The following is a 23,770-nucleotide window of genomic DNA, read 5'->3' as shown; positions in this document are numbered from 1 at the left end:
TGATGTCCACCAGACGTGACGCCGTGCACGACACCCTCCGCCAGAGTGAGGGCTTCCGCAGCGCCCAGGACGTCTACGCCGAGATGCGCGCCCACGGCGCCAAGATCGGCCTGACCACGGTCTACCGGGCGCTCCAGGCGCTGGCCGACGGCGGTCTCGTCGACGTGCTGCGCACCGACGACGGCGAGTCCGTCTACCGCGCCTGCGCCAGCGGCGACCACCATCACCACCTGGTGTGCCGCCGCTGCGGCCGGACCGTCGAAGTGGCCGGCCCCACCGTCGAACGCTGGGCGGAGACGGTCGGCTCCGAGCACGGCTTCACCGAGATCACTCACACGGTCGAGGTGTTCGGCACCTGCTCCGGCTGCTCGGCCACGGTGCGGGCGGGCTGAGCGCGCCGCGAGCCGTACAGGACGCCCAACACGATCACCCCGCACCCGGCGAGCTGGAGCGGCGACGGGTGCTCACCGAGCAGCACGGCCGACAGCGCCACCGTCGTCATCGGCTGGACGAGCAGGAGCAGGGCGGTGAGCGCGGCGGGCTGCCTGGGCAGCGAGTACGCGATCAGCGACCAGCCGACCACCTGCGGCCCGAGCGCGAGCAGCAGCACCCAGCCGTGCGCCGGCCAGCTCGGGACGAAGTCGGCGCCCCCGAACACCGGGCTCAGCGCGGCCATCGCGACCGTGGCCACGGCGGTGGCGTGCGTCAACGGCCCGACCGTACGCCCCGAGCCGCCCTTCAACACCAGCAGGAACGCCGCGTACGAGATCGAGGTGGCCACGCCCGTCACGACCCCGAGCACCGGGTTCGCCCCATAGGCCGCGCTGTCGAACACCCCGGAGATCAGCACCACCCCGGCGAACACCACCGGGGTGGCCAGCATCAGACGGTTCGACGGCCGCTCACGGAACAACGCCCACGCCGCGAAGGCCACGATGAAGACCTGCAGATTGCCCAGTACGGTCGCCAGCCCCGCGCCCACGTACTTGATAGCGTGGTGCCAGAACAACAGGTCGAACGCGAACAGCACGCCCGCCAGCCACGCCAGATTGCGACTGCGGGCCGGGAGGGGCCCCAGCCTCCGCCGTTCGAGCCAGGCCAGCACCAGCATCGGCGGCAGCGCGTACGCGCACCGGAAGAACGCCGAGGTCGCCGGCGAGACCCCCGACAACCGGACCAGCGGCGCGGAGGTGGAGATGATCAGCGCACCCGCGATCGCGATCAGCACGATACGACGATGTGCACCCACAGAAACCCCCGGGGCCCTTGGAGCGAGATACGCTGCGACCACGCTAGAGCCGGTCGTCGACAGGAGTCAACATGCCGTTTGGCCATGACATGGTGCATTCGCTGGCCACGGTTGTAGAGCTGGTCAACACGTCCCCGTCGACCGGCGGAGACGACGGCCTGGCCGAACCGGCCGACCTGCACGCCTTCGTCGAGTCGCGAGAGGTCAGCGGCATCGGCGCGCTCACGGCCCGCGACCTGGGGCAGGTGCGGCTGGTGCGGGAGGCCTTCCACCGCGTCTTCACCGCCCCGGACCAGCCGACGGCCGTACGACTGCTCAACACGCTCCTGTCGGGGACCCGCATCACGCCTCGGCTGACGGAGCACGACGGGCATCCGCTGCACATGCACTACTTCGCCCCGGACGCGACGCTTTCCGAGCACCTGGCGGCGGACTGCGGGGTGGCGCTGGCGCACCTGCTGGTGGAAGGGGAGTGGGAGCGGCTGCGCACGTGTTCGGCACCTGATTGCGACCGGGTGTTCGTGGACGAGTCCCGCAACCGATCCCGGGTGTATTGCGACAGCCGTACGTGTGGAAACCGCATGCACGTGGCCGCCTATCGGGCTCGGCGGCGGGCCTGACCAAGCGTGGTCCTCGCTGACGCTCGGGCTGTGCTGATCGGGGCTCCGCCCCGAACCCCGGGCGGTGGCCTGCCGGCCCCCGCTCCCCCGGACGTGAACCGACTTGCGACGTGAGCCCGCCAGCCGCGGGTCGTCGCCCACGATGCGCAACCCGGCGGGCGTCCACACCAACAGGGGTGTTGCTGGTTCCCGCAACAGGCGTGACCTCGGTCGGTTCTGGCGAAAGACATCGTGGGTCTGGTGACATTTGCATCTGTCGGCCGACGCGCCCCCCGGACATGGTGGACTCCACAGGCTGATCTACGGAGGAAACGGAGTGCCTGACATGGCCAAGCTCGTTGTCTGCAACATCATGTCTCTTGACGGCTTCTACGCGGCGGCGGACGGCAACCCGCTCGTGCTGCCGATGGACGCCGCGTTCGACGCCTACAACCTGGAGCGGATCCAGGCCGCCAGCTCGCTGCTGCTCGGCGCCGACTCGTACCGGATGTTCATGGGGTTCTGGCCGGTCCAAGCTGACAATCCCGAGGCGCCCACGGTGCACCAGCAGTTCGGCGCGATCTACAAGCGGATCGAGGTCAGCGTCGTCTCCGACTCGCTCACGGACGAGGAGATCGCGCCGTGGGCGGGCCAGACGACCGTGGTCAAGCGTGCCGACGCCGAGGGGTGGGTGAAGGCGCTCAAGCAACGCACCAGCGGCGACATCGTCACCTTCGGCAGCCGGATCACCTGGAACGCCCTGCTCCGCGCCGGGCTCGTCGACGAGCTGCGCCTGATCGTCGGGGCGAAGGCGCTCGGCGAGGGGACGCCGATCTTTACTCAGCCGGTCGAAGGGCTCACCGTCGCGGAGGTCCGCGGCCTCGACGGCTCCGACAACGTCCTGCTGCGCTACGCCACGACCAGCTGAGCCGACGGAGTCGCGGCGAAGCCGGCGGTAGCACGATCGGTCGACGTGAGCCGATCTGCCGCGCGATGATCACGCCCGCTAGAGTTTGCCGATCGCGTCGGATGTCGAGGCCGTACTTGCAGGAGGTGTGCAGCAGATGCGCAGGACCGTTCAGCGGCAAGGCCGCAGCTCTGCTATCACCCACCTCCCCGCAAGCCGGAGACATCGTGTCGATTCGCATCATCCCTCTGCTTGACTCCCAGCTCACTTCTTCCAGCCGACGCCTCGCCTGGCTGGCCGCCCGATCCACCGGCGTTTCCCGTCGGGTCGGCTTTTCTTCGCCTGTTCACCAGGGCAGGTCAGGATCATCTGGCCGAGCTCGATCTCCACGTCCACCCGGCCGAACAGCGTGCCGGCGTCGGTTCTCTCTTGCTGACGGCCGCGCTGGCCGCGGCCCGCGACGAGGGCCGGCGCTCCGTCATCGCGGAGGCAGAGCCTGGCTCGCCGGGAGAGTCCTTCCTGTCGGTACACGGTTTCCGCAAAGTGCTGACCCTGACCTACACGCGACTGCCGCTCGCGCGGGCCGACCTCGCCGGCCTTCGGGAGATCGTCAGCAGCCCGCATCTCGGGTACCGGCTGGTCGCGTGGGATGGGATGGTGCCCGGCGAACTGGCCGCGACGTTCGCCGTGGCCCACCGCGCCATGGACGACATGCCGATGGACGACACCGACTACGGCACCGTGCATTGGGACGTCGACCGCGTACGGCAGGCGGTGCGGACGATCGAGAGCCGAGGCGAGCTGATCCACACCGTGGCTGCCGTCACCGAGTCGGATGGTTCCGTCGTCGGCTTCACCGAATTGGTCGTCCCAGGGGACGGCAAGGGCGATGCCCAGCATTACAGCACCGGCGTGCTGCTTGAACATCGCGGGCACGGCCTGGCTCGCTGGATGAAGGCCGAGGCCATCCGGCAGGCCCGGGAGCGCTGCCCGTACCTCGATGGCCTGTTGACCGACACGACCGACAGCAACCGCCCGATGCGCGCCGTCAATGACGCGCTCGGCTACATGCCGACCCATCAAAAGGTGACACTCCAACTCACCCTGTAGTGGGATCGCTGCCCTCTTGGAGGTGACGTGCTCAGTGGTGGTGCACTGAGGCGACGGCGTACAGGTGCGGGTCGAAACCGTCCGCCAGGGCGGCGGCCTGGCGCATGTGCACCTGAGCGGCCGGGGTGGTGAGCATGGCCTGGAAGGCGTCCGCGCTCTCCCACTGGGCGTAGTTGACCACCCTGGTGCCGTCGTCGCTGGCGTGGATGTTGGCGGCGACAAATCCGGGCAGGTGCTGCATGACCTCCTCGGTGGCGGTGGCCAGCAGCTCGACGAGCTCGCGCTGACGGTCGGCCTGGACGGTGAAGACATTGATCAGGGTCGCCACCGGGGCGTCGACGGTGATGGTGGTGGTCGCGGGCACGGCTTCTCCTCATGTCAGGTTCCTTACAAGGAGGATTATGTGTAAGGTTCCTGTCATGAGTCAAATGGATGTCCGCCAGCGCGTCGGCTATCTGGTCAAGCAGGTGAGCCAGGCATTTCGTGGTGCGTGTGAGGAGCGCCTGCGGGAGATTGGCCTGTCCATGTCCCAGTACGCGGTGCTGCGGGCACTGGCCGACGCGCCCGGTGCCCCGGCCGCCGAACTGGCCCGACGTACCTTTGTCACCCGGCAGTCCCTGCGGGACGTGCTCGCCGGGCTCACCCGGGCCGGACTGGTCTCCGTCGCCACGCAGCCGACCTCAGGCCGGGCCCTGCCGGTCACCATCACCGATGCGGGCCAATCCCTGCTCGACCAGGCCCACAGCGTTGTGCTCGACGTGGAGGAACGCATGATCACCGACCTTCCGCCCGGCGACGTGGAACAGCTGGCCTCCCTACTCACCGCCTGCGCGCAAAACCTGACCTGACACGCCACCGACACCGGTAAGGCGCAAACCGTCCTGCGTAGTCGTACAGGCCCTCGCATCAGTGGTGAGCGCCTCCGCCCACCGCTTACCGCCAAGGCCGTCGTCGCGACCGTAGCCGCGGCCGGGGACGACAGTGAACGGCATGAGCATCCGGGCCCTGGGCCTTCAGACCGTGTGGTCCGAAGGCCCAGGGCCGGAGGAGAGAACAGTGTCCTTTATGCCGTCGTACGCCTCCTGATCGTCGCCGCTCGGATCAGGTTGCGCTGCCTGACCCATTCGTCGATCTCCTCTTGGGTGTCGCCAAGGGCCGCAGCGAAGGCCTTGAGCGATCTCACAGTGGGCAGCGCGTTCTTCCTGAGCATGTTGCTGAAGGTCCCGTATGTGACCGGCTCCACGTTCACGTCCTTTCGCTCCTTCAGTGCCCTTTCCATGTCACGAAAGGGCGGCTCGCCCTTGAGAATCCGATATTCACTCAACCGCTCGACGAAGTCGGCTTCGCTGTTGTCGTCCTGGTTGGTGGCGAGGTCGCGATCCTCCGGCTCCTGATCTTGTACCTCGTCAACGGTCGTACTGGCGGCCGTGGCCACCACCGGAACCTCCGAGATGGGGGCCTCGGAGGCTGTGGAGGACGGGGTGAGCGGCAAGTCGAGAGGTAGTGGTGCTGCACACCCGGGCCACTCGTCGAAGGACATGGGGATGTCCATCGAGGGCGGCATGGAAAAATCCCACGACATATCCATCTTGGGCGGCGAACTGGTGAAACCGGTCGACGCCTCCTCTATGGGTCGTACGTCGCTGTCAGGCGATCTCGGGGACGAGGGAGGGACAGGGTTGGAGGTACTTGGGGATTGGGGCTCCAGGGGGAGCGCCTGGTCGCGGAGCTTCTCCCTGTCAAGCCTTCGCTCGACGACAGTGCCCGTCGCTCTGCCGAGCTGGTTGTATAGGCGCATTGCGACTTTGATTTCCTCAGCAGAGGCGTTGAAGGCCTTCAGCAGGGCTTCGAGGGCCCACCATTGCGGATCGCCATTCAAGATGTTGCCCGTCATGACCTGCTGTACTAGGTCGCGGGAGAGCTTGCAGCGGTTTGCCACGGCGGTGAAGTCACCGTCCAGCAGCCCACCCCCGGACTTGGCCACACAGCACAGCAGTGCGTGCAGCTTGACGTCGGGCGGGCTATCCGGATAGGTGGAGTCGAGGAACGCCTCGGGGTTGCTTTTCGGCTTCCGGCCGAAGATGGGGATAGGCATCGGCGTGATCGACCCGGCGCTTAGGCGAACGCCCCGAGCAGCTCGTCGACAGGCGGCAGGTGCCCTGTGCGGGCCAACACGACCGCCCCGGCAATGACCAGGACGGCCCGCAGTCGATGCCTGCACCGGCAGAAAGACGTCTCCTCCCTGATCTCCTTGATCTGCCTCGCGCGGGGATGCGTATGAGTGATTGAGAACTTAAACTCCATCGTTCGTTCTCCAGACGTGAGTCGGATTCGAAGGACCGGGCAAAAGCCACTCGCTTCGCTCAAGCGCCCGAACGGGGTAGCAGTCCCGTGGGGAGCGAAGCGAGTGCAATCCCAAGCATGGCGGACTTAAGGCACAGCCGTGACCACCGTTACAACCCCCTGCGCTACTCCAAACGGTTGCACTCAACCGCTTTAAACTTTGGATCAGACCAATGCCGCGCTCCAAAGCGCTCTGAGCTGGGAGAACAGAAGTTGTGAGGGGCTGCCGAGTCCTGTTAAATTTAGACAACGTTCGTCTCGAAAGAACACTTTTTAACTAAAACACCCCGTACTCTGGTGCACAGCCGCCGCAGGCCAAAACCGACCTAGGCGGCTAAACCCAACGAGAGTCCGCGGACCGGGCGATCGTAGGTTAAATCGGGTATCCCTCTCTCGAGGGGGAGAGACTGGCTTGGGTAGCAGCAAGCCACGTGGATACCCACGGGACGTGTGGGCGGGCGAGGCCTCGTAAGGCTTCGCCCGCCCCGCCAGCGAAGCTTCGGCTAACCAGCCTGTTGACGCGGTTCCGGGCCTGGGCTCCATACCGAACCAAGCCGTGCATCGAGGCGCAGCACCAACAGCTCCGGCGCCTCGCAGGGACGCCACCGAGCCCCGCACGAGCACGCCACGACTACCGCGTCAAGGGTTTCGACGACCGGCAGCTGCGCGATGTCGACGGGCTCGACGAGGCCAGGCTGCTGGAGGCGTCTCTGGGCACGATCAAGTTCCGGCTGACGCTGGCCCGGCTGGGCTTCCGCCATGCCTGGCAATCGTGAGGGAACTTCGGCGGGGCCGACGCCCATGAGGGCCGCGATGTGGATCTTCGCGAGAACATGTCCGGCGAATGGGACAGAATCGGTGCCGTGCAGTTCGGGATCCTTGGGTCGCTTGAGGTGCGGACGGCCGCCGGTGAGGCGGTCGCCGTGGGTGGGCCGCGTCCTCGGGCGCTGCTCGTGTTGCTGCTGCTCGACCCCGGGCGGCTGGTCAGCGTGGAGCGGCTCATCGACGGTCAGTACGGCGACGACCCGCCCGCCGGGGCGGCCAACGCCATCCAGGCCCACGTTTCCCGGCTGCGGCGGAATCTGCCGGCGGGGCTGGTGGAGTTTCATGGCGCCGGTTACCGGCTGGCGGTGGAGCCGGAGGACATCGACGCGCACCGGTTCGAGCGGCTGGCCCGGGATGGGCGGCGGCTGCTGGCCGCGGGGCAGCACGAGCCGGCCGCCCGAGTACTGAGGGAGGCGCTGGCCCTGTGGCGGGGGCCCGCGCTGGCTGATGTGGCCGACGCGCCGTTCGCCGCGCCGCAGGCTGCCCGGCTGGAGGAGGCGCGGCTCACGGCCAGGGAGGATCTGGCGGAGGCCGAGCTGGCCCTGCCCGGCGGGACCTCGATCGCCGAGCTGCGTGAGCTGGTGGCGGCCCATCCGCTGCGCGAGCGGCCGCGCGGTCAGCTCATGCGGGCGCTGCACGCCTCCGGGCAGCAGGCCGCCGCGTTGGCGGTCTACGACGAGGTACGGCGGTTGCTGGCCGATGAGCTGGGGGCCGATCCGGCTCCGGAGCTGGCGGCGCTGCATCTGGCGATCCTGCGTGGCGAGGAGCGGCGGGAGCAGGCTTCCAGGCGGCGGGTGCCCGTCCCGCTCAACCCGCTCATCGGCCGGGAGGAGGAGCTGGCCAGGATCGCCGCGCTCGGCGACGCCCGGCTGATCACCATCGTCGGCCCTGGGGGTACGGGCAAGACGCGGCTCGCCGTCGAGGCCGTCCACCGGGCGGGTCCGGGCCGGCAGGCGGGGTTCGCCGATCTGTCGTCGGTCGACGACGGGCTTCAGGTGGCCCCGGCCGTGCTGGGCGCGCTCGGGCTGCGTGAGGCCGGGTTGCAGGTGCCCACGCTGGACCGTCCCGAGCCGGTCGAGCGCCTCGTCGCCGCCCTCGCCGACCAGCCGTCGCTGCTCGTGCTCGACAACTGCGAGCACGTGGTGGCCGCCGCCGCCGAGCTGGTCCGGCGGCTGCTGGACGCCTGTCCCGGCGTCGCGATCATGGCGACCAGCCGGGAGCCGCTCGGGCTCACCGGCGAGATGCTGGTCCCCCTCGCGCCGCTCGCCGTGCCGCCGCCGGGCACCGATCCCGCCGACGTCCTCTCCTACCCTGCCGTACGGCTGTTCGCCGAGCGGGCCGCCGCCGTGCGGCCCGGGTTCGCGGCCGGCCCGGAGGTCATGGAGGTCTGCGCCGGGATCTGCGCCACGCTGGACGGCCTGCCGCTGGCCATCGAACTGGCGGCGGCGCGGCTGCGTACGTTCACTCCGGCGGAGATCGCCGACCGGCTGAACGAGCACGGCCGCTTCAAGCTGCTCTCGCGCGGCGACCGTACGGCGGCGGCCAGGCACCGCACCCTCCACGCGGTGGTCGAGTGGAGCTGGAGCCTGCTCACCCCGGAGGAGCAGGAGGTGGCCAGGCAGTTCTCGGTGTTCGCGGGGGGAGCTTCGCTGGAGGCGGCCGAGGCCGTCTGCGGTGACGGCGACGTGCTGGCCGACCTGGTCGACAAGTCGCTCATCGAGGCCGACGGCGGGCGCTACAGGATGCTGGACACGATCCGCCTGTTCTGCGCCGAGCGGCTGGCCGAGGCGGGAGAGCAGCGGCGCACCCGCGACGCGCACGCCGCCTGGTTCCTCGATCTGGCCCGGCGGGCCGACCCGTGGCTGCGGCGGGCCGAACAGCTCGACTGGCTGGCCCGGCTCTCCGCCGAGTACGACAACTTGCGGGCCGCGCTCCGGCACACCGTCGAGGACGATCCGGAGACGGCGTCGCGGCTGGTCGCGGCCCTGTCGGTGTACTCGTGGCTGAGCGGGCGGCGCGAACAGATCGCCTCGTCCGCGATGCGGCTGCTGCATCTGATGGGTGGCGAGCCGGTCGCGGGGCTGGAGGAGGAGTACGTCATGTGCGTGCTGCAGGCCGTACCGGAAGTGTCCCCCGAGTGGTGGGCGCGGGCCGCTGACATCATGATGACGACGCTGGACGGCGAGCTGCGGCACCCGTTCCTGGCCGTGCTGTGGGGCATGACGGCGGGCCCGGCCGACACGGTGACCACCCGGCACCGCGGGCGGCTGCTCGGCTCCGACCCGTGGAGCCGGGCCGTGTCCATGCTGGGAGAGGGGCTGATCCACCTGCACATCGGCCAGGTGGCCGAGGGTGAGCGGCAGCTGGAGGAGACGCTGACCCGCTTCCGCGCCGTCGGCGAGCGCTGGGGGATGGCGCAGAGCTTCGAATGGCTGGCGATGATCGCGAGCCGGCGCGGCGACTGGGCGGCCGCCAGGCGGCTCTGGGGCCAGGCCATGGACCTGAACGGCCAGCTCGGCGCGGCGGACGAGCTGGTGGACGTGCTGTGCCGCAGGGCGGCGGGGCTGATGCGGGAAGGCGACCTGGACGGGGCCCGCGCCGATCTCGAACGCGCCACCGAGCTGGCCCGCCGGACGGGCACGTCGCGCGGGCTGCCGTTGCTGAACATGGCGTGGGGCGACCTCGCGCGATTCTCGGGCCGGCACGATGAGGCGCGGGCCCGCTACACCGCCGTACTGGACGCCGCCGTTCCCGGCTCGTACGCGACCGAGGGCATGAGGCCATTCGCCTATACCGCGCTCGGCCGGCTGGCCGCGGCCGAGGGAGATCTCACTGAGGCCAGGCGCAGACACGGGGAGGCGCTGGAACTGGCGCGCACGGTGGTGCCGACGGACGCGGCCGAGATCGCCGAGGGCCACGCGGGGCTGGCGCTGCTCGACGGGGCGGCTGAGCGGGCGGCGTACCTGCTGGGCGTGGGGGTGGCGCTGCGCGGCACGACCGTCGCGGGTGATCGGGACGTCACCATGGTCGCCGCGGCGGCGACCGAGCGGCTGGGCGCGGACGTGTTCGCCGCCCACTTCGCCAAGGGCGCCGCGCTGAGCGGCGACAAGGCGCTGTCCACCCTCATCGGCGGCTGAGGGGCGACAAGGCGCTGTCAGTCCTCGACGGCTGACGGGGCATACTGTCAGCCGGTTGTCTCCAGGGTGTCAGCGCGCCCCGCGAGAGTCGTGGACATGCAGAACACCAACGTCCTCATCTCCGGTGCCAGCGTCGGCGGCCCCGCCCTCGGCTACTGGCTCGCCCGCTACGGCTTCCGCGTCACGATCGTCGAGAAGGCCCCCCGCCTGCGCCCCGGCGGCCAGGCCGTCGACTTCAAGGGCGACATCCACATGACGGTCCTGCGCCGCATGGGCATCCTGGACGACGTGCGCCGCCTGCAGACCGGCGGCACGGACCAGGCCTTCGTCGACAAGCGCGGCCGGACGCTCGCGGTGATGCCCGGCGAGTTCAGCGGCGGCGAGCTGGAGATCCACCGCGGCGACCTGGCTCGCCTGCTCCACGACAGGAGTGTCGAAGCCGGGTGCGAGTACGTCTTCGGCGACTCGATCACCTCGCTGACCGAGACCCCCGGCGGGGTGCACGCCACCTTCGAGCGCTCCGCGCCCCGCACGTTCGACCTGGTGATCGGGGCCGACGGCATCCACTCGAACGTCCGGCGCCTGGTCTTCGGCCCCGAGTCGGACTACGTCGAGTTCCTCGGCCACTACTACGCCCTGGCCGAGGTGCCCGAGCGGTTCGGCGCGGACGCGCAGATGTACAACGAGCCGGGCAGGATGGTCGCCGCCGGCGGTCCCAAGGCGTCGGCCTTCTTCGTCTTCGCCTCCCCGCCCCTCGACTACGACCGCTACGACACCGAGTCGATGAAGCGGGTCGTCCTCGACGCCTACGCCAGGATGGGGTGGCGGACGCCCGAGATCCTCGACGCGGTGCGCCGTACCGGCGACTTCTACCTCGACTCGATCAGCCGGGTGAAGGTCGACCGGTACTCCCAGGGGCGGGTGGCGCTGCTGGGCGACGCGGCCTACGCCAACACGCTGGGCGGGTTCGGGTCGGGGCTGGCGCTGGTGGGGGCGTACGTGCTGGCGGGTGAGCTGGCGGTGGCCAACGGCGACCACCGGGTGGCGTTCCAGCGCTATGAGGAGGGCTTCCGCGAGTACGCCAAGGTCTCGGAGAAGGGCAACGCCGGTCCGTGGCTGGCGCCGCCGTCGAAGGGGCGGATCAAGATGCGCAACTGGATGTTCAAGGTGAGCTTCATGCTCAAGCTCATGATGAAGATGGCGGACGACTTCGCCGAGAACATCACCCTCAAGGACTACCCGTCGCTGGTCCGCGACCTGGCCGGGTGAGCGGCGGTCCGGCGAGATCGCCATCAGCCACGGCAGGGCCCCGCCGGGGCCCAGCCGTGGCATCCGTCAGCAGCCGGACTGGTCCGTCGCCGTGCCCTTCTCGCAGGCCGACTTCTGGGCCCGGCCGCGGAGCTGCGCCAGCGGGGAGTCCCCGGCGGACTTGAGCTGCGCCTGCCGGCCGTCGGTCCCCAGGAGCTGGGCGGCGCGGTTCTCGTCCGTGAGGGGGGCGACGAGCGCCGCCCCCGGCTTCTCCTCGACGAACACCCCCTGGCCGATCGGGAGGTGCACGGACGCCTGGTACGCCTGCGCCTGCGGCGACGCGGCCCGCCGCTTGACCCGGTCCAGGGCGTTGTCCACGTAGAACAGGCCGCGGCCGGCCGTGCCGATCGACTGGCGCAGGCCGTCGAGCGTCGTGCCGGTGGGCTGCTCGATCCGGAGCCGGATCTGTCCCCCGGTGTACCCGCGGCCGAGCTTGCCGGCGAGGACCTTGTCCACCTTGACCACGACGCTGGCCCAGCGGATCGCGGCCTCCCCGCTCTCGTAGGGCACGATCCGCGGCGTCAGCGAGTCGTCGTCCGAGGCGTACGCGATGCCCGGCTCTACGCCGACGACCGTGCCCTCCACCAGCGCGGCGGCCGGCCGGAACGCGCCGGACGGCCGGGCGCCGGGGGTGATGTCCTCCAGGGAGTCGAAGAGGTACTGGCCCGTCCCACCCGCGTCCGTGTGGAGCTGGGACCAGAACGAGCGCTGCGGCTGCTGAGCGGCCTGCGGGGCGGCCTGCTGGGCGCATCCGGTCAGCGCGGCGGTGGCGCAGGCGGCGACGGCCGTGAGGAGTTTGAGGTTTCGCATCGCCGGTCTCCTAGTAGCGGCCGTTGATGTGGGCGACATCATGCGCGCTGTATTTGATGATCTTGTGCGCTCCGGTCTTCAGGCACGACGTCGACTCGGTGGAGTGGTCGAGCCCGACCGTGTGCCCGACCTCGTGACAGGCCAGGGCCTGCCGCTGGGTCGCGGTCATCCAGTCGATGTCGGCCAGATCGTAGCGGACCTCGTACTGGTCGCAACGCCACGGCTGGCTGCTGTCGGCCGGGGCGACGGTCTTGACGCACTTCGAGTACGCGAACAGGTTGTAGCCCGTGCTGGAGCCGTCCCAGTCGAGGCCCCAGTGGTCGACGTAGTACTGGTCGAAGGACTCGACGTCGGTGCTCGGGTCCGCGGTGGTGTCGTGGGCCACGGTCATGTCAGTCTGGGAGTCCAGGTTGAGCAGAGCGGCTTTCACGGCGGTCCTGGTACGAGTCTCCAGGGACGCGTAGTTGTACCAGTGCTTGCCGTTGTCGGCGAAGGGACAGCAGCCGTTGGCGCTGCCGAAGCCGTTGGCGCTGGCCGGAGGCGCGGCGGTGGTGGTGATCGCGGCCGCGAGGATGATCGCTGGCAGGAGCTTTCGGTATGACATGTCATCCGTAAATTGAGGGTAAAGGACGTCCGGATATCCTGCCGGGTGCTTGAGAGGGGATCAACTCGGGTCATCCCCTTCGCCGCGCAGCACCGGCTGAATGGCTGGTGGGACTCAGCGGCCGAACTTCCAGCCCGGCGGGAAGATGAGCGCCCGCAGGCCGTGTCCCTCCACCTTGCTCGCCCACTCCTCCGGCGTCGTCATGAGCTCGCCGTCACCGTCCACGGCGCTCTTGACCGGCGTGTAGCCGAACCCCGAGCCGAACAGCCGGGCCACCAGCTCGCCGCCCCGCGTGGCGGGACCGGGCAGGCCCAGCTTGGCCACGTCGTAGCCGAGGATGTAGCTGGTGTTCCCGGCGACGATCCCGCCGAACTCCCCGGCGTTCTCCCCCGCCGACCGCGTCGGCCGGCCGTGGGCGGCGTCGCTCACCGCGTCCAGCGTGAGCGCCCCGGCGGCGTAGGCGGGGCCGTCGATGGCGGCGTAGTTGAGCGTGGTCAGTACGTACTTCGGCAGGCAGATCTGCAGGATCCGGCCGACGTTGACGCCGAAGACGGCCTTGGCCGTCTGGGCCAGCTTCACCAGCCGGGCCATCTGGGCGGCGGCCATCGCCTGCGCCACGCCGTACAGCATGGTCGTGAGCGGCTGGAAGCAGACCAGCCACAGGAGCTGCACGATGGCCTTGTCCAGCTCGGCGAGCTGCTTGCGCACCCCCTCCACCAGGTCGGCGTAGGCGTCGCAGCCGGCGGCGAGCACGCGGCAGTCCTTGGCGAACGCGGCGGGGAAGCCCATGATCCGCAGGATGTAAAGCTGGGCGAAGGCGTCCACCCCCTGGCCGCCGTTGTTGTTCCACACCGAGGCGGCGGCGCTGTCGGCCATCCCGGCGACGCCTTCGGTGTGGCCGTGCGGGGGAGCCTGCTCCGGGCCGTTCAGGTCGTCGGCCAGCTCGCGGAAGGCGGCGGCCGCCTTGCGCAGCTCCGCCGGGTCGATCTCCGGCGCGGTGACGCCGGCGTAGATCCGCAGGGCGACCATCGTCCCGGCGGAGGCCAGCAGCAGGGTCGTCATCAGCGTGGCGGGTGACAGGACCCTGGCCCCGTTCAGGGCCGTCGGCGACAGCATCGGCCTGATGGGGATCACGGAGGGTCCTCCACCGGCCAGCTGTAGACCGGCACGTCCGCGATCTTGATGTCGTCGGCCATACCCCAGTCGACGGCGGCCACGTTGCGGCGCATGGTCAGGATGCCGTCGGCGATGTCCGCGTACACGGCCGCGAAGTCCTCGATCATGCGGAGCATCTCGTCGCGCTTCGGCTTGTACCACTCGACGAACGCCTTGTCGGCCGGCTCGTTCACCGGCCAGCCGCCCAGTGCCCCCAGCGCGTCGGCGGCCTTCCCGACGGCCCGCCGCACCGCCGCGGACGCGTCGTCGAAGGCGGGCGCCGCGTGCTTCCTGAGCTGGTCGTGGTCTATTTCCAGGGGCGGCCGCGACAGCCCCTCAGAAGGGGCTTCTGCCATCGGTCACCGTTAATCGCGAGGACGGAGTCGTCATGTGATCATGCTCACGGTCTGATATGTCCGAAGTGTCTCTCTATCGTTACGATCACATCTACGCTTTTCCGACATTTGGCGTTCACCGGGTGTTCGCCCGGGAACGCCTTTCAGGACCCGCATCAAGGGGTCTCAACGACGGCGAACCGGGCCCCGACCCAGGCGAGGATGTCGGGCATGGCCGTCGTCGATGCCCATCGCGGTGCCCCGGGCCGGCGAGGTGACGACCACGCCCCGGTAGCCCGGCTCGGGGCACGTCACCTGGCGTTCGGCGAAGCCGAGTGCGGCGCCGCCGCCCTGGGAGTGGCCCCACAGCACCCAGTTCCCGACAGGCCCGGAACCGCCTGGCGCGCGGACCGCACCGCCCCGGCGATGTCCTCCGCCTCAGCGGTCTTGTTCACCAGTTCCGGACGGCCGGTCGTGCCCAGTCCCGCGTAGTCCGGGACGACGACCGCGTACCCCTGCTCCAGGAAGCGGACCATCTGGTCGCCGTGGTACAGGTCGCGCATCAGCGACGGCGCGCAGTCCGCGGCGATGCCGCTGGCGCCGTGCGCGTCCACGACCACCTTCCAGCCGCCCGCCGGGCGCGGGTGGGCCTGCGGCACCAGGACGACGCCGGAGACCGCCACGTCCCGACCCCGGGAGGTACGGCTCCTGTTTCAAAAGGGGTGGCTCAGCCGCCGATCCGGCCCGGCGTCGCGCTTATCCGACGGGGCGGCCGTCGACCAGCTTTCCGCTGGGTCCGTAGACGAAGTCGGTGGTGGTGTCCATGATGAACTCCATCGGGAAGCCCAGATCGATCGAGGCGGCCTGCTCCAGCCGCCGCACCGCCTCTTCGGGCAGTTCCAGGTCGATGGCGGCGAGGTTGTCGGTCAGCTGGTCCAGGGTGCGGGCGCCGAGGATCGGGTGGATCCAGGGCCGGTGCGCCCGCGTCCAGGCGATGGCGACCTGCGACGAGGAGACACCGAGCTCGTCGGCCACGGCGTCCACCGTGCGCGCGATGCTCAGGTCGCGTTCGGAGATGGTGGCGCGGTCGACCCGGGACGGACCGTCGGCACCGGACCGGGTGAACTTGCCGGACAGGACACCGCCGGCCAGGGGCGACCACGCGGCCACCGACAGCTCCAGAGCGGCGGCCATGGGCAGCAACTCGCGCTCGATGTCGCGTTTGACCAGGCTGTAGGGCAGCTGGAGGCCGGCGAACGACGTCCAACCGCGGAACTCGGCGATGGTGTTCGCGCGGGAGATCAGCCAGGCGGGCGCGTCGGAGATCCCGACGTACAGGACCTTGCCCGCCCGTACGAGATCGTCCAGAGCCCGCATGGTCTCCTCGATGGGCGTGCTGGGGTCCCAGATATGCACCCACAGCAGGTCGATGTAGTCGGTGCCCAGCCGGCGCAGGCTGGCCTCGACCGAACGGACCAGGTTCTTGCGGTGGTTGCCGCCGGCGTTGGGGTCGGTGCCGTCCATGGTCAGGGTGTACTTCGTGGACAGCACGAAGCGGTCGCGGTCGGTGCCGAGCAGTTCGCCGACGATCTGCTCGCTGCTGCCCTCGGTGTAGCGGTTGGCGGTGTCGATCACGTTCCCGCCCGCTTCGGCATAGGCGGTGAACATCTTGCGGCACTCCTCGATGGAGGCGCCCCATCCCCAGTCCTGCCCGAAGGTCATCGTGCCCAGAAACGCCTCAGAAACCCTCAAACCGGTACGACCAAGCAGTCGGTATCGCATCACAGGATCTCCTTCACATTCACGCCAAGTTGGCGACGCAAAGGAATCTATCGACCGTGATCGGCATCCGTATTGCACGTTCTTGCCCCGCCCGGATCAGCGCGAGGCCCACCCGGTCCACGCCGTGCCTCGATAGGTCGACTGATACATGGCGGGGGTCATTCCGTAGGCTCGAGCGAACACCCGGGTCAGATGGGGTTGGTCGTGGAATCCCGTCTCGTACGCGACCTCGGCGATCCCCGTGCCGCGCCGGAGCAACTCCCTGGCCCGATCCAGCCGGAGACGCAGATGCAGCTTGTGCGGCGGCAGACCGAACCGCGCCGTGCACGCGCGGACGAGCCGATACTTGCTGAGGTCCGCGATCGCGCTGAGCTCGTCCAGCGTCACATTGCGGGAGAAGTTCGCCCGCAGATACTCACGTACGAGTTCGGGGGCCCGCTGCCTGGTGTCCCTTCCGCCCTCGGCATCGTAGGCGTGCCGAGCGAGCGCGGCGACGAACTCCAGCACCCCCGTCTCCTGCCGCAGCGCCGAACCGGCTTGCCCCGGCGGCAGGTAGAGAGAACTGTGTACGGACCGGAAGCGCTCCGCCAGCGCGCCGTCCCGGATCACCGGATCCCCGTAACGCACGGCGTCAGGCGCGGCGACCTCGGCGATCAACGACGGCGACACGCACATGATCCGCCAGTGCGCCGACCCGGGATCGTCCGGCTGCCCGGAATGGGCGTCGTCCGGATGGAGAGCGAGCAACTGGCCGGGAGCGGCGTGGAATGCCGTGCCACGTCTGCGAACGGTGAATCCGGAGTCCAGCACGAGAACCACTTTGAGCTCTTCATGGACGTTGCCGCTGTAGGACTGCGCCCGCCCATCCACGACGACGACGTCCGGCACGTCGTCGGACACCCGTGGAACCTCTAACTGAGCCACACCTGACACGGCCACAACCTTAGCCAACGGCGCTTTGATCGCAGGCTCCTCAGGTTTCTGGATCTCATCGCATACTGGGAGAATCTCCATGACAGGCGACGGACCGGAGGACTGATGGCCGAACGACCCGGCGGAGCACGTGCGGAGGAGCCTGCGGTCAAGCGCAGGAGGCCCCGCGCGGGTAGCGGGGAGTCGCTCGGCGACCAGGCGTACGAGCACATACGCGCCGCGATCCTCCAGGGAAAATACCGGCCCAACCAGCGGCTTCCGGAAGACGAGGTGGCGGCGCGGCTCAACAGCAGCCGCACTCCCGTACGCGTCGCGCTGATGCGGCTGGTCGATCAGGGGCTGGTCGTCCGGGAGCGGCAGGGCTGGGTGGTGCGCGAGCACACGCCGGACGAGATCCGCGAGATCTACGAGGTGCGGTGCGCCCTTGAGTCGATGGCCACCGGGCTGGCCGCCGTACGCGCGTCCGAGGAGCAACTGGACACGATCGCCGCGTTCTACGACGGGCCGATGGAGGACTTCATCCAGCGCCCACGGGCCGAGCTGGGGCGGATGAACCGCGATTTCCACGAGGCCATCGTGCGGGCCTCGGGCAACGGCCGGCTGCTGGACGAATGGCTGCGCAACCGCGACTTCGGCATCACGTACAACATGGCCGTCCTCTTCACCCCGGACGAGGTGGTCACCTGCGTGGCGGGCCACCAGCGCATCGTCGAAGCGCTGACGAACCGCGACCGTGAGGGCGCGGAGCGGCAGGCGCGCATCCATGTCGAGGACGTCCAGGCCGCGGCCAGCCGCCGGCTCGACGCCCTGCGGACGTCCGCCGGGCTGTACCTGTCCTGATCCTGGCTTGGCCTGGTCATGGCGAAGGGCGGAGATGGGTGCGCTCTCCGTCGTGCTCCAGGATGGTCAGGATCTCGGCCGGACCGTCGTGGGCGCCGAAGGCGTGCGGGATCATGGTCGAGAACTCCGCCGCGTGACCGGCCTCGACCACGATGGTCCGCTCCCCCAGCAGGAGGACGACGGCTCCCGACAGAACGGTGAACCAGTCCCGGCCGGGGTGGACCTTCAGCTCGGCGGGGTCCCGTGGGGGCGGCTTGGTGAGCCGCATCTTGGCCACGGTCATGCCGTGCGGCCCCGACTCCCGGCTCAGCGTCCAGATGGTCATCCCCCGTGCCTCGTTGCGCTGGGGCCTGATCACCACATCGTCGTCGGTGACCGACTCCACGAGGTGGTCGAGGGTGGTTCCCAGGGCGCGGGCGATCGCGGTCAGCTGGTCGAGGCTGATGCGCCGGTGGCCCGTCTCGATCCGGCTCAGGGTGGACGGGCTGAGGTAGCAGCGGGCCGCCAGATCGTCGAGTGACCAGCCTCGGGCCGTACGCAGTCCTCTGATCCGCTTGCGGACCAAGCCGTCGAGGTCTCCGTCTTGCTTCATACGCAAGACCTTATGCCAAACCAGCACAACGGACATAGTCTCCGAACATGGCAACCCACCATGACCACTCCGCGGCCGGAACCGACGACGCCGTGATGACCGAACTCCTGGATCTCGACGCGGAGGTGCTGCACGCGTACCTGTCCGAGGTGACCGCCTGGGTCCGCCGGCTCGCCGGCGACCCGGCCCCCAGCCACCTCCTCGACCTCGGCAGCGGGACCGGCACCGGCACGTTCGCCCTGCTGGAGCGCTTCGAGAAGGCCGACGTGACGGCGCTGGACATGTCCGCGCACTATCTGCACCATCTCCGAAAGAAGGCTGAGGAACGGGGCGTGGCCCATCGTGTCCGCACTGTTCAGGCGGATCTGGACGCGGCCTGGCCCGATCTCGACCCCGTCGACCTGGTGTGGGCGGCCTCGTCCTTGCACCACATGGCCGACCCCGTCCGCACGCTCACCGACGTCCGCACGGCGCTCCGCCCCGGCGGGCTGCTGGTGGCGGTCGAGCTCGACTCCTTCCCGCGCTTTCTGCCCGACGACCTCGGCATCGGCCGCCCCGGACTCGAAGCGCGCTGCCGCGCCGCAATGGCCGAGGAGCGCGGCGCCAGACTCCCGCATATGGGCGCCGACTGGGGCCCACTCCTGGCCCGGGCCGGATTCACCGTCGAGACCGAACGGGTCTTCACCGTCGACCTGACGCCACCTCTGCCCGCCTCCACCGGCCGCTACGCCCAGTTGGCCCTGCGACGCCTGCGAACCGGGCTGGGCGAACGGCTGAGCGCCGACGACCTGGCCGCACTCGACGCCCTTCTCGACGACGAAAGGCCCGACGGCATCCTGCGGCGGGGCGACCTCCACGTCCGCACCACGAGGACCGCCTGGGCGGCACGACGCCCATAGCCGGTTGACCCGACACGCTCCCGGACAGGTCGGGAGCGTGTTCACGGGCCATCCGGTAGCGGCCAGAAACAGTGCTGAAACACCCTCTTGAGCAATTGGATCCAAGTTTGTACCCTACGTTGCATGCAATCTTCGAAGAGCTCCTCGTCGGTCGGCCCGCGGGCTGAGGCGATCATCACGACGGAGCCCGGCGATGCCGCCCGTGGCGCGGTGCTCCTGCCGTCGCTGCCCGGCAAGCCCGAATTGACCCCCGAAACCGCCCAGGTGATCGAAGAGGTACCGGGCTACCTGGGCGTACCGTTCGTCAGCCCGATCTTCCAGGCGCTCGCGAACTACCCCGACTACCTCGTCCCGGCCTGGAACCGGTTCAAGCCGGTCATCGGGTCACCCGAGTTCAAGCAGGCCGCGGCGGGGCTGGGCGTGCCGGCCGGGCTGCTGCCCGCACCGGAGGAGCTGGCGGCCGGCGACGACATCCGGCGCTACACGATCACGTTCCACCGGCTGCTGCCCGAGATCCTGCTGCTGGCCTCGTGCTGGTACCGGGGGCTGACCGCAGGCGCCCCCGCGGCCCTCGCGCTCGACGGCACCACCCCCGCGCCGGCCGATCCGGGCCCGCGTGGCGTCGCCCCTGAAGCGGTCACCATCGTGCCGGACGGCACTCCGCCCGGCGAGGAGCTGGCACGGGTGTACGAGGAGATCCGCACCGTACACGGCCATCCCCGGGTGCTGAGCTACTACCGCGCGATCGGCGGCTTCATGCCGCAGGTGTGGCGGCGGCTGGAGCCGATCGCCCGCAGCGCGGAGTACGCCGCGGCGCGCGAGCAGCTGCTGGCCGACGCCGCCGCCGCTGCCGCCCGCCTGCCCGTCCCGGTGATCGACACGGCTCACGCGAACGAGGTGGCGGCCATTCTCGCGGTGTTCCGGGTCCGGCTGATCCCCTCACTGCTGCTCGACACGGCGGTCGTTCTCGCGCTTCTGGGGGAGAACGCGGCGATCGTCGCCGCCTGACCCTCAAGCCCGCGTTCGTCACCGCCGGCCCGGCGGCCTGACGATCTGACACCCCGCCCGGCTTGCGGCTTCGGGGGATCGCCGCTTCACCCTCCACCCCGGTGACCCCGTGTCAGGGGCCATCTCGAACCCGCCGAGGGGTTTGTCCATGTATGCGTCGTCGGGAAGATGATCTCCCCGCAGAGCCTGGCGATCGCGGCCGCCGTGGTCGGCCTGCAGGGCAAGGAGGGGGACATCTTCCGCAAGGTCATCGGCTACAGCCTCGCCCTGCTGGCACTGATCTCCCTGCTGGTCCTCCTCCAGTCCACTCCCGTACTGGGCTGGATGCTTCCATAGAACACTCTTACTGACACTGGAGACAGAAGATGACCAACCGGTACCGTGCCCTGTTCGATCTCACCGGCAAGTCGGCCCTCGTGATGGGAGCGGCCTCCGGCATCGGGCAGGCCACGGCCCAGATGCTCGCCGGTCTTGGAGCACACACAACCGCGGCGTCGCGACGATCGGTCAGGCGCCGACAGCCCCTGTCAGCGAAATGCAAGACCCGTCGGCCACCCTCCTATGGAGCGCTCCAAACAGCGGCGCCGGACTTCGGGAGGTAGTGCCATGGCGGCGGACGCGACCATTCTGCGCGACCTCGTGACCGACGAGCTGGCACGGTCCGGCGACGGCGGCTGGACGATCGAGGCGGCCGATTTCTGGTGCCGGGTCACTCCCGACGGCTATCCGATGCCCGATCAGGGCTGGAAGCTGCACGTCTCCGCCACGATGCTGTCGGCTCCCTTCGTGCTGGCCCAGGTCTCCCGGGTGCTCGTCGAGGCGGGATGCGCCTTCAAGTTCCCCGACCGGCTCGGCGACTACTGGGAGCTGCTCGCCCCGCACTGCGCGCGGGCGCAGGCGGGCAAGTTCGTCACCGCTTACCCGGCCTGCGACGCCGAGGCGGTACGCCTGGCCGCCCTCCTCGACGAGGCCACCAGAGGTCTGCCGGGCCCGGCGATCCTCTCCGACCGGCCCTACCGCGCGGGCGGCCTCGTCCACTACCGCTATGGGGCTTTCTCCGGGCACCGGACGCTGGGCAACGACGGGTTCTACGAGGTACGGCTGCGCGCTCCGGGAGGGGAGCTGGTCCGCGACGAACGGGCGGCCTCCTTCACCCCGCCGAGCTTCGCGACCTGCCCTTTCCCCCAACCAGCGAAAAAGACGGGCTCGGCCGCGGTCATGCTCAACGACCGGTTCGTGGTGCGGGAGGCGATCAGACACGCCAACAGGGGCGGCGTGTACATCGCCGAAGACACGAAGACCGGCCGCGAGGTCGTCATCAAGGAGGGCCGCCCGCACGCCTCCTCCGACCTCAGCGGCCGCGACGCCAAGGACCGGCTGGCTCTGGAACGTGCCGCTCTCGACGACCTCGCCACCACCGGCGGCGTGCCCGCCGTCGTGGACGCCTTCGAGCAGGGCGGCCATGCCTTCCTCGCGGAGGAGCTGGTGCCGGGCCACACCGCGCACCGATGGACGGAGGCGCACGCGACACCTCTCGGCCAGGACGGCTTCGGCTGTCCGACCGAGCAGGTCATACCGGTCGTCGCGCGCCTGGTCGATCTGCTGCGGAAGGTGCACGAGCAGGGCTACGTCTTCCGGGACCTCTCCCCCGGCAACGTCATGATCCTGCCCGACGGCCAGATCCGGCTCGTCGACCTCGAGTACGCGGCCAAGCGGGACAGCACCGTCATGATCGGCGGCACCCCCGGCTATCTCGCGCCGGAGCTGGCGCCGCACTCCGGAGCCTTCCGCCAGGCACCCACGGCGGCGGCGGATCTCTATAGCCTCGGCGCGCTGGTGTACTTCCTCACCGTCGGCGCCGAGCTCGGCCTGGCGGAGGACGAGGAGGCCGGCCCGGCTTGGGGCGCCCGCGCCGGCGACCTTCTGGCCAGGGTCGCCGAGGGCAATCCCGCTCTGGCGGTGCTCCGGCCCATGGTGGCGGGCCTGCTCGCCGAGCCCGAGGACCGCTGGACGCTCGACGCCTGCGCGCGCTTCCTGGCCGAGCTCCAAGAACAGGCGCAGCTCGAACGGCCCCACGCGCGACGCGTTCCACCAAGCGCGGACGACCTGGTCGCCGACGGGCTCGCCTGGCTGGCCGAGACCATGGACGACCGCCCCGACAGCCCGTCCCCCTGGCCCAACATCACCTATGGGCTCGAAGCCGACCCCTGCGCGGTGAGCGCGGGCGCGGCCGGCATCCTCCCCGTCCTCCCACCCGAACAGGCCGACGCCGTCTCGCGCTGGCTCCGCCGCCGCCTCGCCGAAGAGGACGTCTGGCCGTCCGGCCTCTACGCCGGGCGATCCGGTGCCCTCTGGGCGTTGTACGAGGCGGCGCGGGACGCGGAGTCGAGGGACTTCGCGGTGCGGGCCGCGTACCGGCTGCCGACCGACCATCCCAGCCCCGACATGACCCACGGCCTGGCCGGGTGCGCGATGGCCACCCTGCGCCTGGCCATCCGCGCGGATGAGGCCGCGCTGCGCGAGCGGGCCGCGCGGATGCTGCAGAGCCTGCACGACGCGCGGTCCTCACTCGACGGACGCCCGCAATGGCTGACACCGGCCTCCCATGACTCCAGCCTCGCCGGCACCAACCACTTCGGCTTCGCCCATGGCCTGGCGGGAATCGGCACCGCCCTGCTCTACGGGGGCGTCGCCTTCGGCCAGGCGGAGTGGCTGGAGACCGTGCGCGAGGTGGCCTACACGTTCTACGCCTGCGCCGACGTCGAAGAAGGTGCGGCCTGGTGGCCGTACCGGCGTGACGAGCCCGAGTCCGTACGGCCGCGCCGCCCCCATTGGTGCAGCGGATCGTCGGGCGTCGGCTCGTTCCTCATCCGCTACTGGCGCGCCACCGGCGACCCGATCGCGCTGGAACTCGCCGAACAGGCGGCGGTCGCCGTACACCGGACCCGCTGGCAGTCGGGCTCGGTGCTGTGTCACGGCCTGCCGGGCGAAGGCGACTTCCTGCTCGACATGGCCGAATTCACCGGGGACGAGCGGTACCACCGATGGGCGGAGGATCTGGCCACCTGCCTGACCGCGCGGGCCGTCAGGCGCGCGGGCCGGCTGCACGTACCCGACCGCCTGGGCCGGATCCTGCCGACCTACCTGGGCGGGACCGCGGGCGTCCTCGCCTTCCTGCTGCGTCTGCGTCACGGACATCCGCGCCTGTGGATGCTCGACGACGTCATCGGACGCCCAGCCCATGAGCTCACCGTGCTTCGAGCGCGGTGATACCCGAAGAAAACGGAACCAGAGAGGGGGGAGAAACATGTCTTTCGACGTTCAGGACCTGCAG

General features: G+C 69.9%; 25 protein-coding genes. 14 read left to right on the top strand and 11 right to left on the bottom strand.

Annotation, left to right across the window (positions count from 1 at the left end; genetic code table 11):
- Positions 1-2: 2 nt before the first annotated feature.
- Entirely contained in the window at positions 3-392 is a 390-nt protein-coding gene (locus tag AB0B61_RS08465) for a transcriptional repressor (protein ID WP_358430423.1), read from the top strand.
- Here the strand turns inward: AB0B61_RS08465 and AB0B61_RS08460 are convergent.
- A complete protein-coding gene (locus AB0B61_RS08460; protein WP_358429634.1) occupies positions 332-1,228 on the bottom strand; it encodes a DMT family transporter in 897 nt (298 codons plus the stop codon). The two genes, AB0B61_RS08465 and AB0B61_RS08460, sit on opposite strands and share 61 nt — an antisense overlap.
- Positions 1,229-1,320: 92 nt before the next feature.
- On the opposite strand from AB0B61_RS08460, the gene AB0B61_RS08455 reads away from it, so the two are divergent.
- The 3 genes from AB0B61_RS08455 to AB0B61_RS08445 all read left to right on the top strand — a co-directional run bounded on the left by AB0B61_RS08455 (position 1,321) and on the right by AB0B61_RS08445 (position 3,865).
- On the top strand, positions 1,321-1,869 hold the full coding sequence (locus AB0B61_RS08455; protein ID WP_358429632.1) for a CGNR zinc finger domain-containing protein: 549 nt from the start codon (positions 1,321-1,323) through the stop codon (positions 1,867-1,869).
- 325 nt (positions 1,870-2,194) lie between these two features.
- A complete protein-coding gene (locus AB0B61_RS08450) occupies positions 2,195-2,776 on the top strand; it encodes a dihydrofolate reductase family protein (protein ID WP_358429630.1) in 582 nt (193 codons plus the stop codon).
- A 231-nt stretch (positions 2,777-3,007) separates the two neighbouring features.
- Positions 3,008-3,865: a GNAT family N-acetyltransferase gene (locus tag AB0B61_RS08445; protein WP_358429628.1), complete on the top strand. Its 858-nt coding sequence runs from the start codon at positions 3,008-3,010 to the stop codon at positions 3,863-3,865.
- A gap of 31 nt (positions 3,866-3,896) precedes the next feature.
- Here the strand turns inward: AB0B61_RS08445 and AB0B61_RS08440 are convergent, their stop codons facing one another.
- Positions 3,897-4,229, bottom strand: a complete 333-nt coding sequence (locus AB0B61_RS08440; protein ID WP_358429626.1) for an antibiotic biosynthesis monooxygenase family protein — start codon at positions 4,227-4,229, stop codon at positions 3,897-3,899.
- Positions 4,230-4,284: 55 nt separating this feature from the next.
- Between AB0B61_RS08440 and AB0B61_RS08435 the strand changes: the two genes are divergently transcribed.
- On the top strand, positions 4,285-4,713 hold the full coding sequence (locus tag AB0B61_RS08435; RefSeq protein ID WP_358429624.1) for a MarR family transcriptional regulator: 429 nt from the start codon (positions 4,285-4,287) through the stop codon (positions 4,711-4,713).
- A 215-nt stretch (positions 4,714-4,928) separates the two neighbouring features.
- On the opposite strand, the gene AB0B61_RS08430 is transcribed toward AB0B61_RS08435, so the two are convergent.
- Positions 4,929-5,960, bottom strand: a complete 1,032-nt coding sequence (locus AB0B61_RS08430) for a hypothetical protein (protein ID WP_358429622.1) — start codon at positions 5,958-5,960, stop codon at positions 4,929-4,931.
- Between the two features lie 763 nt (positions 5,961-6,723).
- Here AB0B61_RS08430 and AB0B61_RS08425 point away from each other — a divergent pair.
- From AB0B61_RS08425 to AB0B61_RS08415, 3 genes are all read left to right on the top strand, one after another.
- Positions 6,724-6,984, top strand: a complete 261-nt coding sequence (locus tag AB0B61_RS08425; protein WP_358429620.1) for a hypothetical protein — start codon at positions 6,724-6,726, stop codon at positions 6,982-6,984.
- An 87-nt stretch (positions 6,985-7,071) separates the two neighbouring features.
- A complete protein-coding gene (locus AB0B61_RS08420; protein ID WP_358429618.1) occupies positions 7,072-10,170 on the top strand; it encodes a BTAD domain-containing putative transcriptional regulator in 3,099 nt (1,032 codons plus the stop codon).
- A gap of 96 nt (positions 10,171-10,266) precedes the next feature.
- Entirely contained in the window at positions 10,267-11,439 is a 1,173-nt protein-coding gene (locus AB0B61_RS08415; protein ID WP_358429616.1) for an FAD-dependent monooxygenase, read from the top strand.
- Positions 11,440-11,505: 66 nt separating this feature from the next.
- On the opposite strand, the gene AB0B61_RS08410 is transcribed toward AB0B61_RS08415, so the two are convergent.
- From AB0B61_RS08410 to AB0B61_RS08380, 7 genes are all read right to left on the bottom strand, one after another.
- Positions 11,506-12,288, bottom strand: coding sequence for a hypothetical protein (locus AB0B61_RS08410; protein ID WP_358429614.1), 783 nt, complete (start codon positions 12,286-12,288; stop codon positions 11,506-11,508).
- A 10-nt stretch (positions 12,289-12,298) separates the two neighbouring features.
- Positions 12,299-12,892, bottom strand: a complete 594-nt coding sequence (locus tag AB0B61_RS08405; protein ID WP_357947583.1) for a matrixin family metalloprotease — start codon at positions 12,890-12,892, stop codon at positions 12,299-12,301.
- Positions 12,893-13,006: 114 nt separating this feature from the next.
- Positions 13,007-14,026, bottom strand: a complete 1,020-nt coding sequence (locus tag AB0B61_RS08400; protein WP_358429612.1) for a hypothetical protein — start codon at positions 14,024-14,026, stop codon at positions 13,007-13,009.
- Complete coding sequence (locus tag AB0B61_RS08395; protein WP_358429610.1) at positions 14,023-14,403, bottom strand: hypothetical protein; 381 nt, start codon at positions 14,401-14,403, stop codon at positions 14,023-14,025. The genes AB0B61_RS08400 and AB0B61_RS08395 overlap by 4 nt, the downstream gene beginning before the upstream one ends.
- Positions 14,404-14,693: 290 nt before the next feature.
- Complete coding sequence (locus AB0B61_RS08390; RefSeq protein WP_358429608.1) at positions 14,694-15,065, bottom strand: hypothetical protein; 372 nt, start codon at positions 15,063-15,065, stop codon at positions 14,694-14,696.
- 73 nt (positions 15,066-15,138) lie between these two features.
- Positions 15,139-16,164: an aldo/keto reductase gene (locus AB0B61_RS08385; protein WP_358429606.1), complete on the bottom strand. Its 1,026-nt coding sequence runs from the start codon at positions 16,162-16,164 to the stop codon at positions 15,139-15,141.
- 96 nt (positions 16,165-16,260) lie between these two features.
- Positions 16,261-17,064 (bottom strand): AraC family transcriptional regulator, encoded by an 804-nt coding sequence (locus tag AB0B61_RS08380; RefSeq protein WP_358429604.1) that lies wholly within the window; start codon positions 17,062-17,064, stop codon positions 16,261-16,263.
- Between the two features lie 138 nt (positions 17,065-17,202).
- Between AB0B61_RS08380 and AB0B61_RS08375 the strand changes: the two genes are divergently transcribed.
- Positions 17,203-17,937, top strand: coding sequence for a GntR family transcriptional regulator (locus tag AB0B61_RS08375; RefSeq protein WP_358429602.1), 735 nt, complete (start codon positions 17,203-17,205; stop codon positions 17,935-17,937).
- A 16-nt stretch (positions 17,938-17,953) separates the two neighbouring features.
- Here AB0B61_RS08375 and AB0B61_RS08370 read toward each other — a convergent pair whose 3' ends face one another.
- The gene (locus AB0B61_RS08370) at positions 17,954-18,529 is read right to left on the bottom strand and encodes an XRE family transcriptional regulator (protein WP_358429600.1); all 576 of its coding nucleotides are present in this window, start codon (positions 18,527-18,529) and stop codon (positions 17,954-17,956) included.
- Positions 18,530-18,576: 47 nt separating this feature from the next.
- Between AB0B61_RS08370 and AB0B61_RS08365 the strand changes: the two genes are divergently transcribed.
- The 5 genes from AB0B61_RS08365 to lanL all read left to right on the top strand — a co-directional run bounded on the left by AB0B61_RS08365 (position 18,577) and on the right by lanL (position 23,706).
- The gene (locus AB0B61_RS08365; RefSeq protein WP_358429598.1) at positions 18,577-19,428 is read left to right on the top strand and encodes a class I SAM-dependent methyltransferase; all 852 of its coding nucleotides are present in this window, start codon (positions 18,577-18,579) and stop codon (positions 19,426-19,428) included.
- 123 nt (positions 19,429-19,551) lie between these two features.
- On the top strand, positions 19,552-20,436 hold the full coding sequence (locus tag AB0B61_RS08360; protein WP_358429596.1) for a hypothetical protein: 885 nt from the start codon (positions 19,552-19,554) through the stop codon (positions 20,434-20,436).
- A gap of 168 nt (positions 20,437-20,604) precedes the next feature.
- Positions 20,605-20,772 (top strand): L-lactate permease, encoded by a 168-nt coding sequence (locus AB0B61_RS08355; RefSeq protein ID WP_358429595.1) that lies wholly within the window; start codon positions 20,605-20,607, stop codon positions 20,770-20,772.
- Positions 20,773-20,801: 29 nt separating this feature from the next.
- Positions 20,802-21,038, top strand: coding sequence for an SDR family NAD(P)-dependent oxidoreductase (locus AB0B61_RS08350; RefSeq protein ID WP_358429593.1), 237 nt, complete (start codon positions 20,802-20,804; stop codon positions 21,036-21,038).
- Positions 21,039-21,042: 4 nt separating this feature from the next.
- Complete coding sequence (lanL, locus tag AB0B61_RS08345) at positions 21,043-23,706, top strand: class IV lanthionine synthetase LanL (protein ID WP_358429591.1); 2,664 nt, start codon at positions 21,043-21,045, stop codon at positions 23,704-23,706.
- Positions 23,707-23,770: the final 64 nt, after the last annotated feature.

Source organism: Nonomuraea sp. NPDC049158, from assembly GCF_040648335.1.
In the GTDB taxonomy this organism is placed as follows: domain Bacteria; phylum Actinomycetota; class Actinomycetes; order Streptosporangiales; family Streptosporangiaceae; genus Nonomuraea.
This window is presented reverse-complemented; position numbering and strand designations above follow the sequence as displayed.

What these genes read in the sequence shown, in the direction of transcription:
- AB0B61_RS08465 (WP_358430423.1), top strand. Translation starts at nt 3, where the DNA reads ATGTCCACCAGACGTGACGCCGTGCACGACACCCTCCGCCAGAGTGAG.
- AB0B61_RS08455 (WP_358429632.1), top strand. Translation starts at nt 1,321, where the DNA reads ATGCCGTTTGGCCATGACATGGTGCATTCGCTGGCCACGGTTGTAGAG.
- AB0B61_RS08450 (WP_358429630.1), top strand. Translation starts at nt 2,195, where the DNA reads ATGGCCAAGCTCGTTGTCTGCAACATCATGTCTCTTGACGGCTTCTAC.
- AB0B61_RS08435 (WP_358429624.1), top strand. Translation starts at nt 4,285, where the DNA reads ATGAGTCAAATGGATGTCCGCCAGCGCGTCGGCTATCTGGTCAAGCAG.
- AB0B61_RS08430 (WP_358429622.1), bottom strand. Translation starts at nt 5,960, where the DNA reads ATGCCTATCCCCATCTTCGGCCGGAAGCCGAAAAGCAACCCCGAGGCG.
- AB0B61_RS08415 (WP_358429616.1), top strand. Translation starts at nt 10,267, where the DNA reads ATGCAGAACACCAACGTCCTCATCTCCGGTGCCAGCGTCGGCGGCCCC.
- AB0B61_RS08410 (WP_358429614.1), bottom strand. Translation starts at nt 12,288, where the DNA reads ATGCGAAACCTCAAACTCCTCACGGCCGTCGCCGCCTGCGCCACCGCC.
- AB0B61_RS08405 (WP_357947583.1), bottom strand. Translation starts at nt 12,892, where the DNA reads ATGTCATACCGAAAGCTCCTGCCAGCGATCATCCTCGCGGCCGCGATC.
- AB0B61_RS08395 (WP_358429610.1), bottom strand. Translation starts at nt 14,403, where the DNA reads ATGGCAGAAGCCCCTTCTGAGGGGCTGTCGCGGCCGCCCCTGGAAATA.
- AB0B61_RS08385 (WP_358429606.1), bottom strand. Translation starts at nt 16,164, where the DNA reads ATGCGATACCGACTGCTTGGTCGTACCGGTTTGAGGGTTTCTGAGGCG.
- AB0B61_RS08375 (WP_358429602.1), top strand. Translation starts at nt 17,203, where the DNA reads ATGGCCGAACGACCCGGCGGAGCACGTGCGGAGGAGCCTGCGGTCAAG.
- AB0B61_RS08370 (WP_358429600.1), bottom strand. Translation starts at nt 18,529, where the DNA reads ATGAAGCAAGACGGAGACCTCGACGGCTTGGTCCGCAAGCGGATCAGA.
- AB0B61_RS08365 (WP_358429598.1), top strand. Translation starts at nt 18,577, where the DNA reads ATGGCAACCCACCATGACCACTCCGCGGCCGGAACCGACGACGCCGTG.
- AB0B61_RS08360 (WP_358429596.1), top strand. Translation starts at nt 19,552, where the DNA reads ATGCAATCTTCGAAGAGCTCCTCGTCGGTCGGCCCGCGGGCTGAGGCG.
- AB0B61_RS08355 (WP_358429595.1), top strand. Translation starts at nt 20,605, where the DNA reads ATGATCTCCCCGCAGAGCCTGGCGATCGCGGCCGCCGTGGTCGGCCTG.
- AB0B61_RS08350 (WP_358429593.1), top strand. Translation starts at nt 20,802, where the DNA reads ATGACCAACCGGTACCGTGCCCTGTTCGATCTCACCGGCAAGTCGGCC.
- lanL (WP_358429591.1), top strand. Translation starts at nt 21,043, where the DNA reads ATGGCGGCGGACGCGACCATTCTGCGCGACCTCGTGACCGACGAGCTG.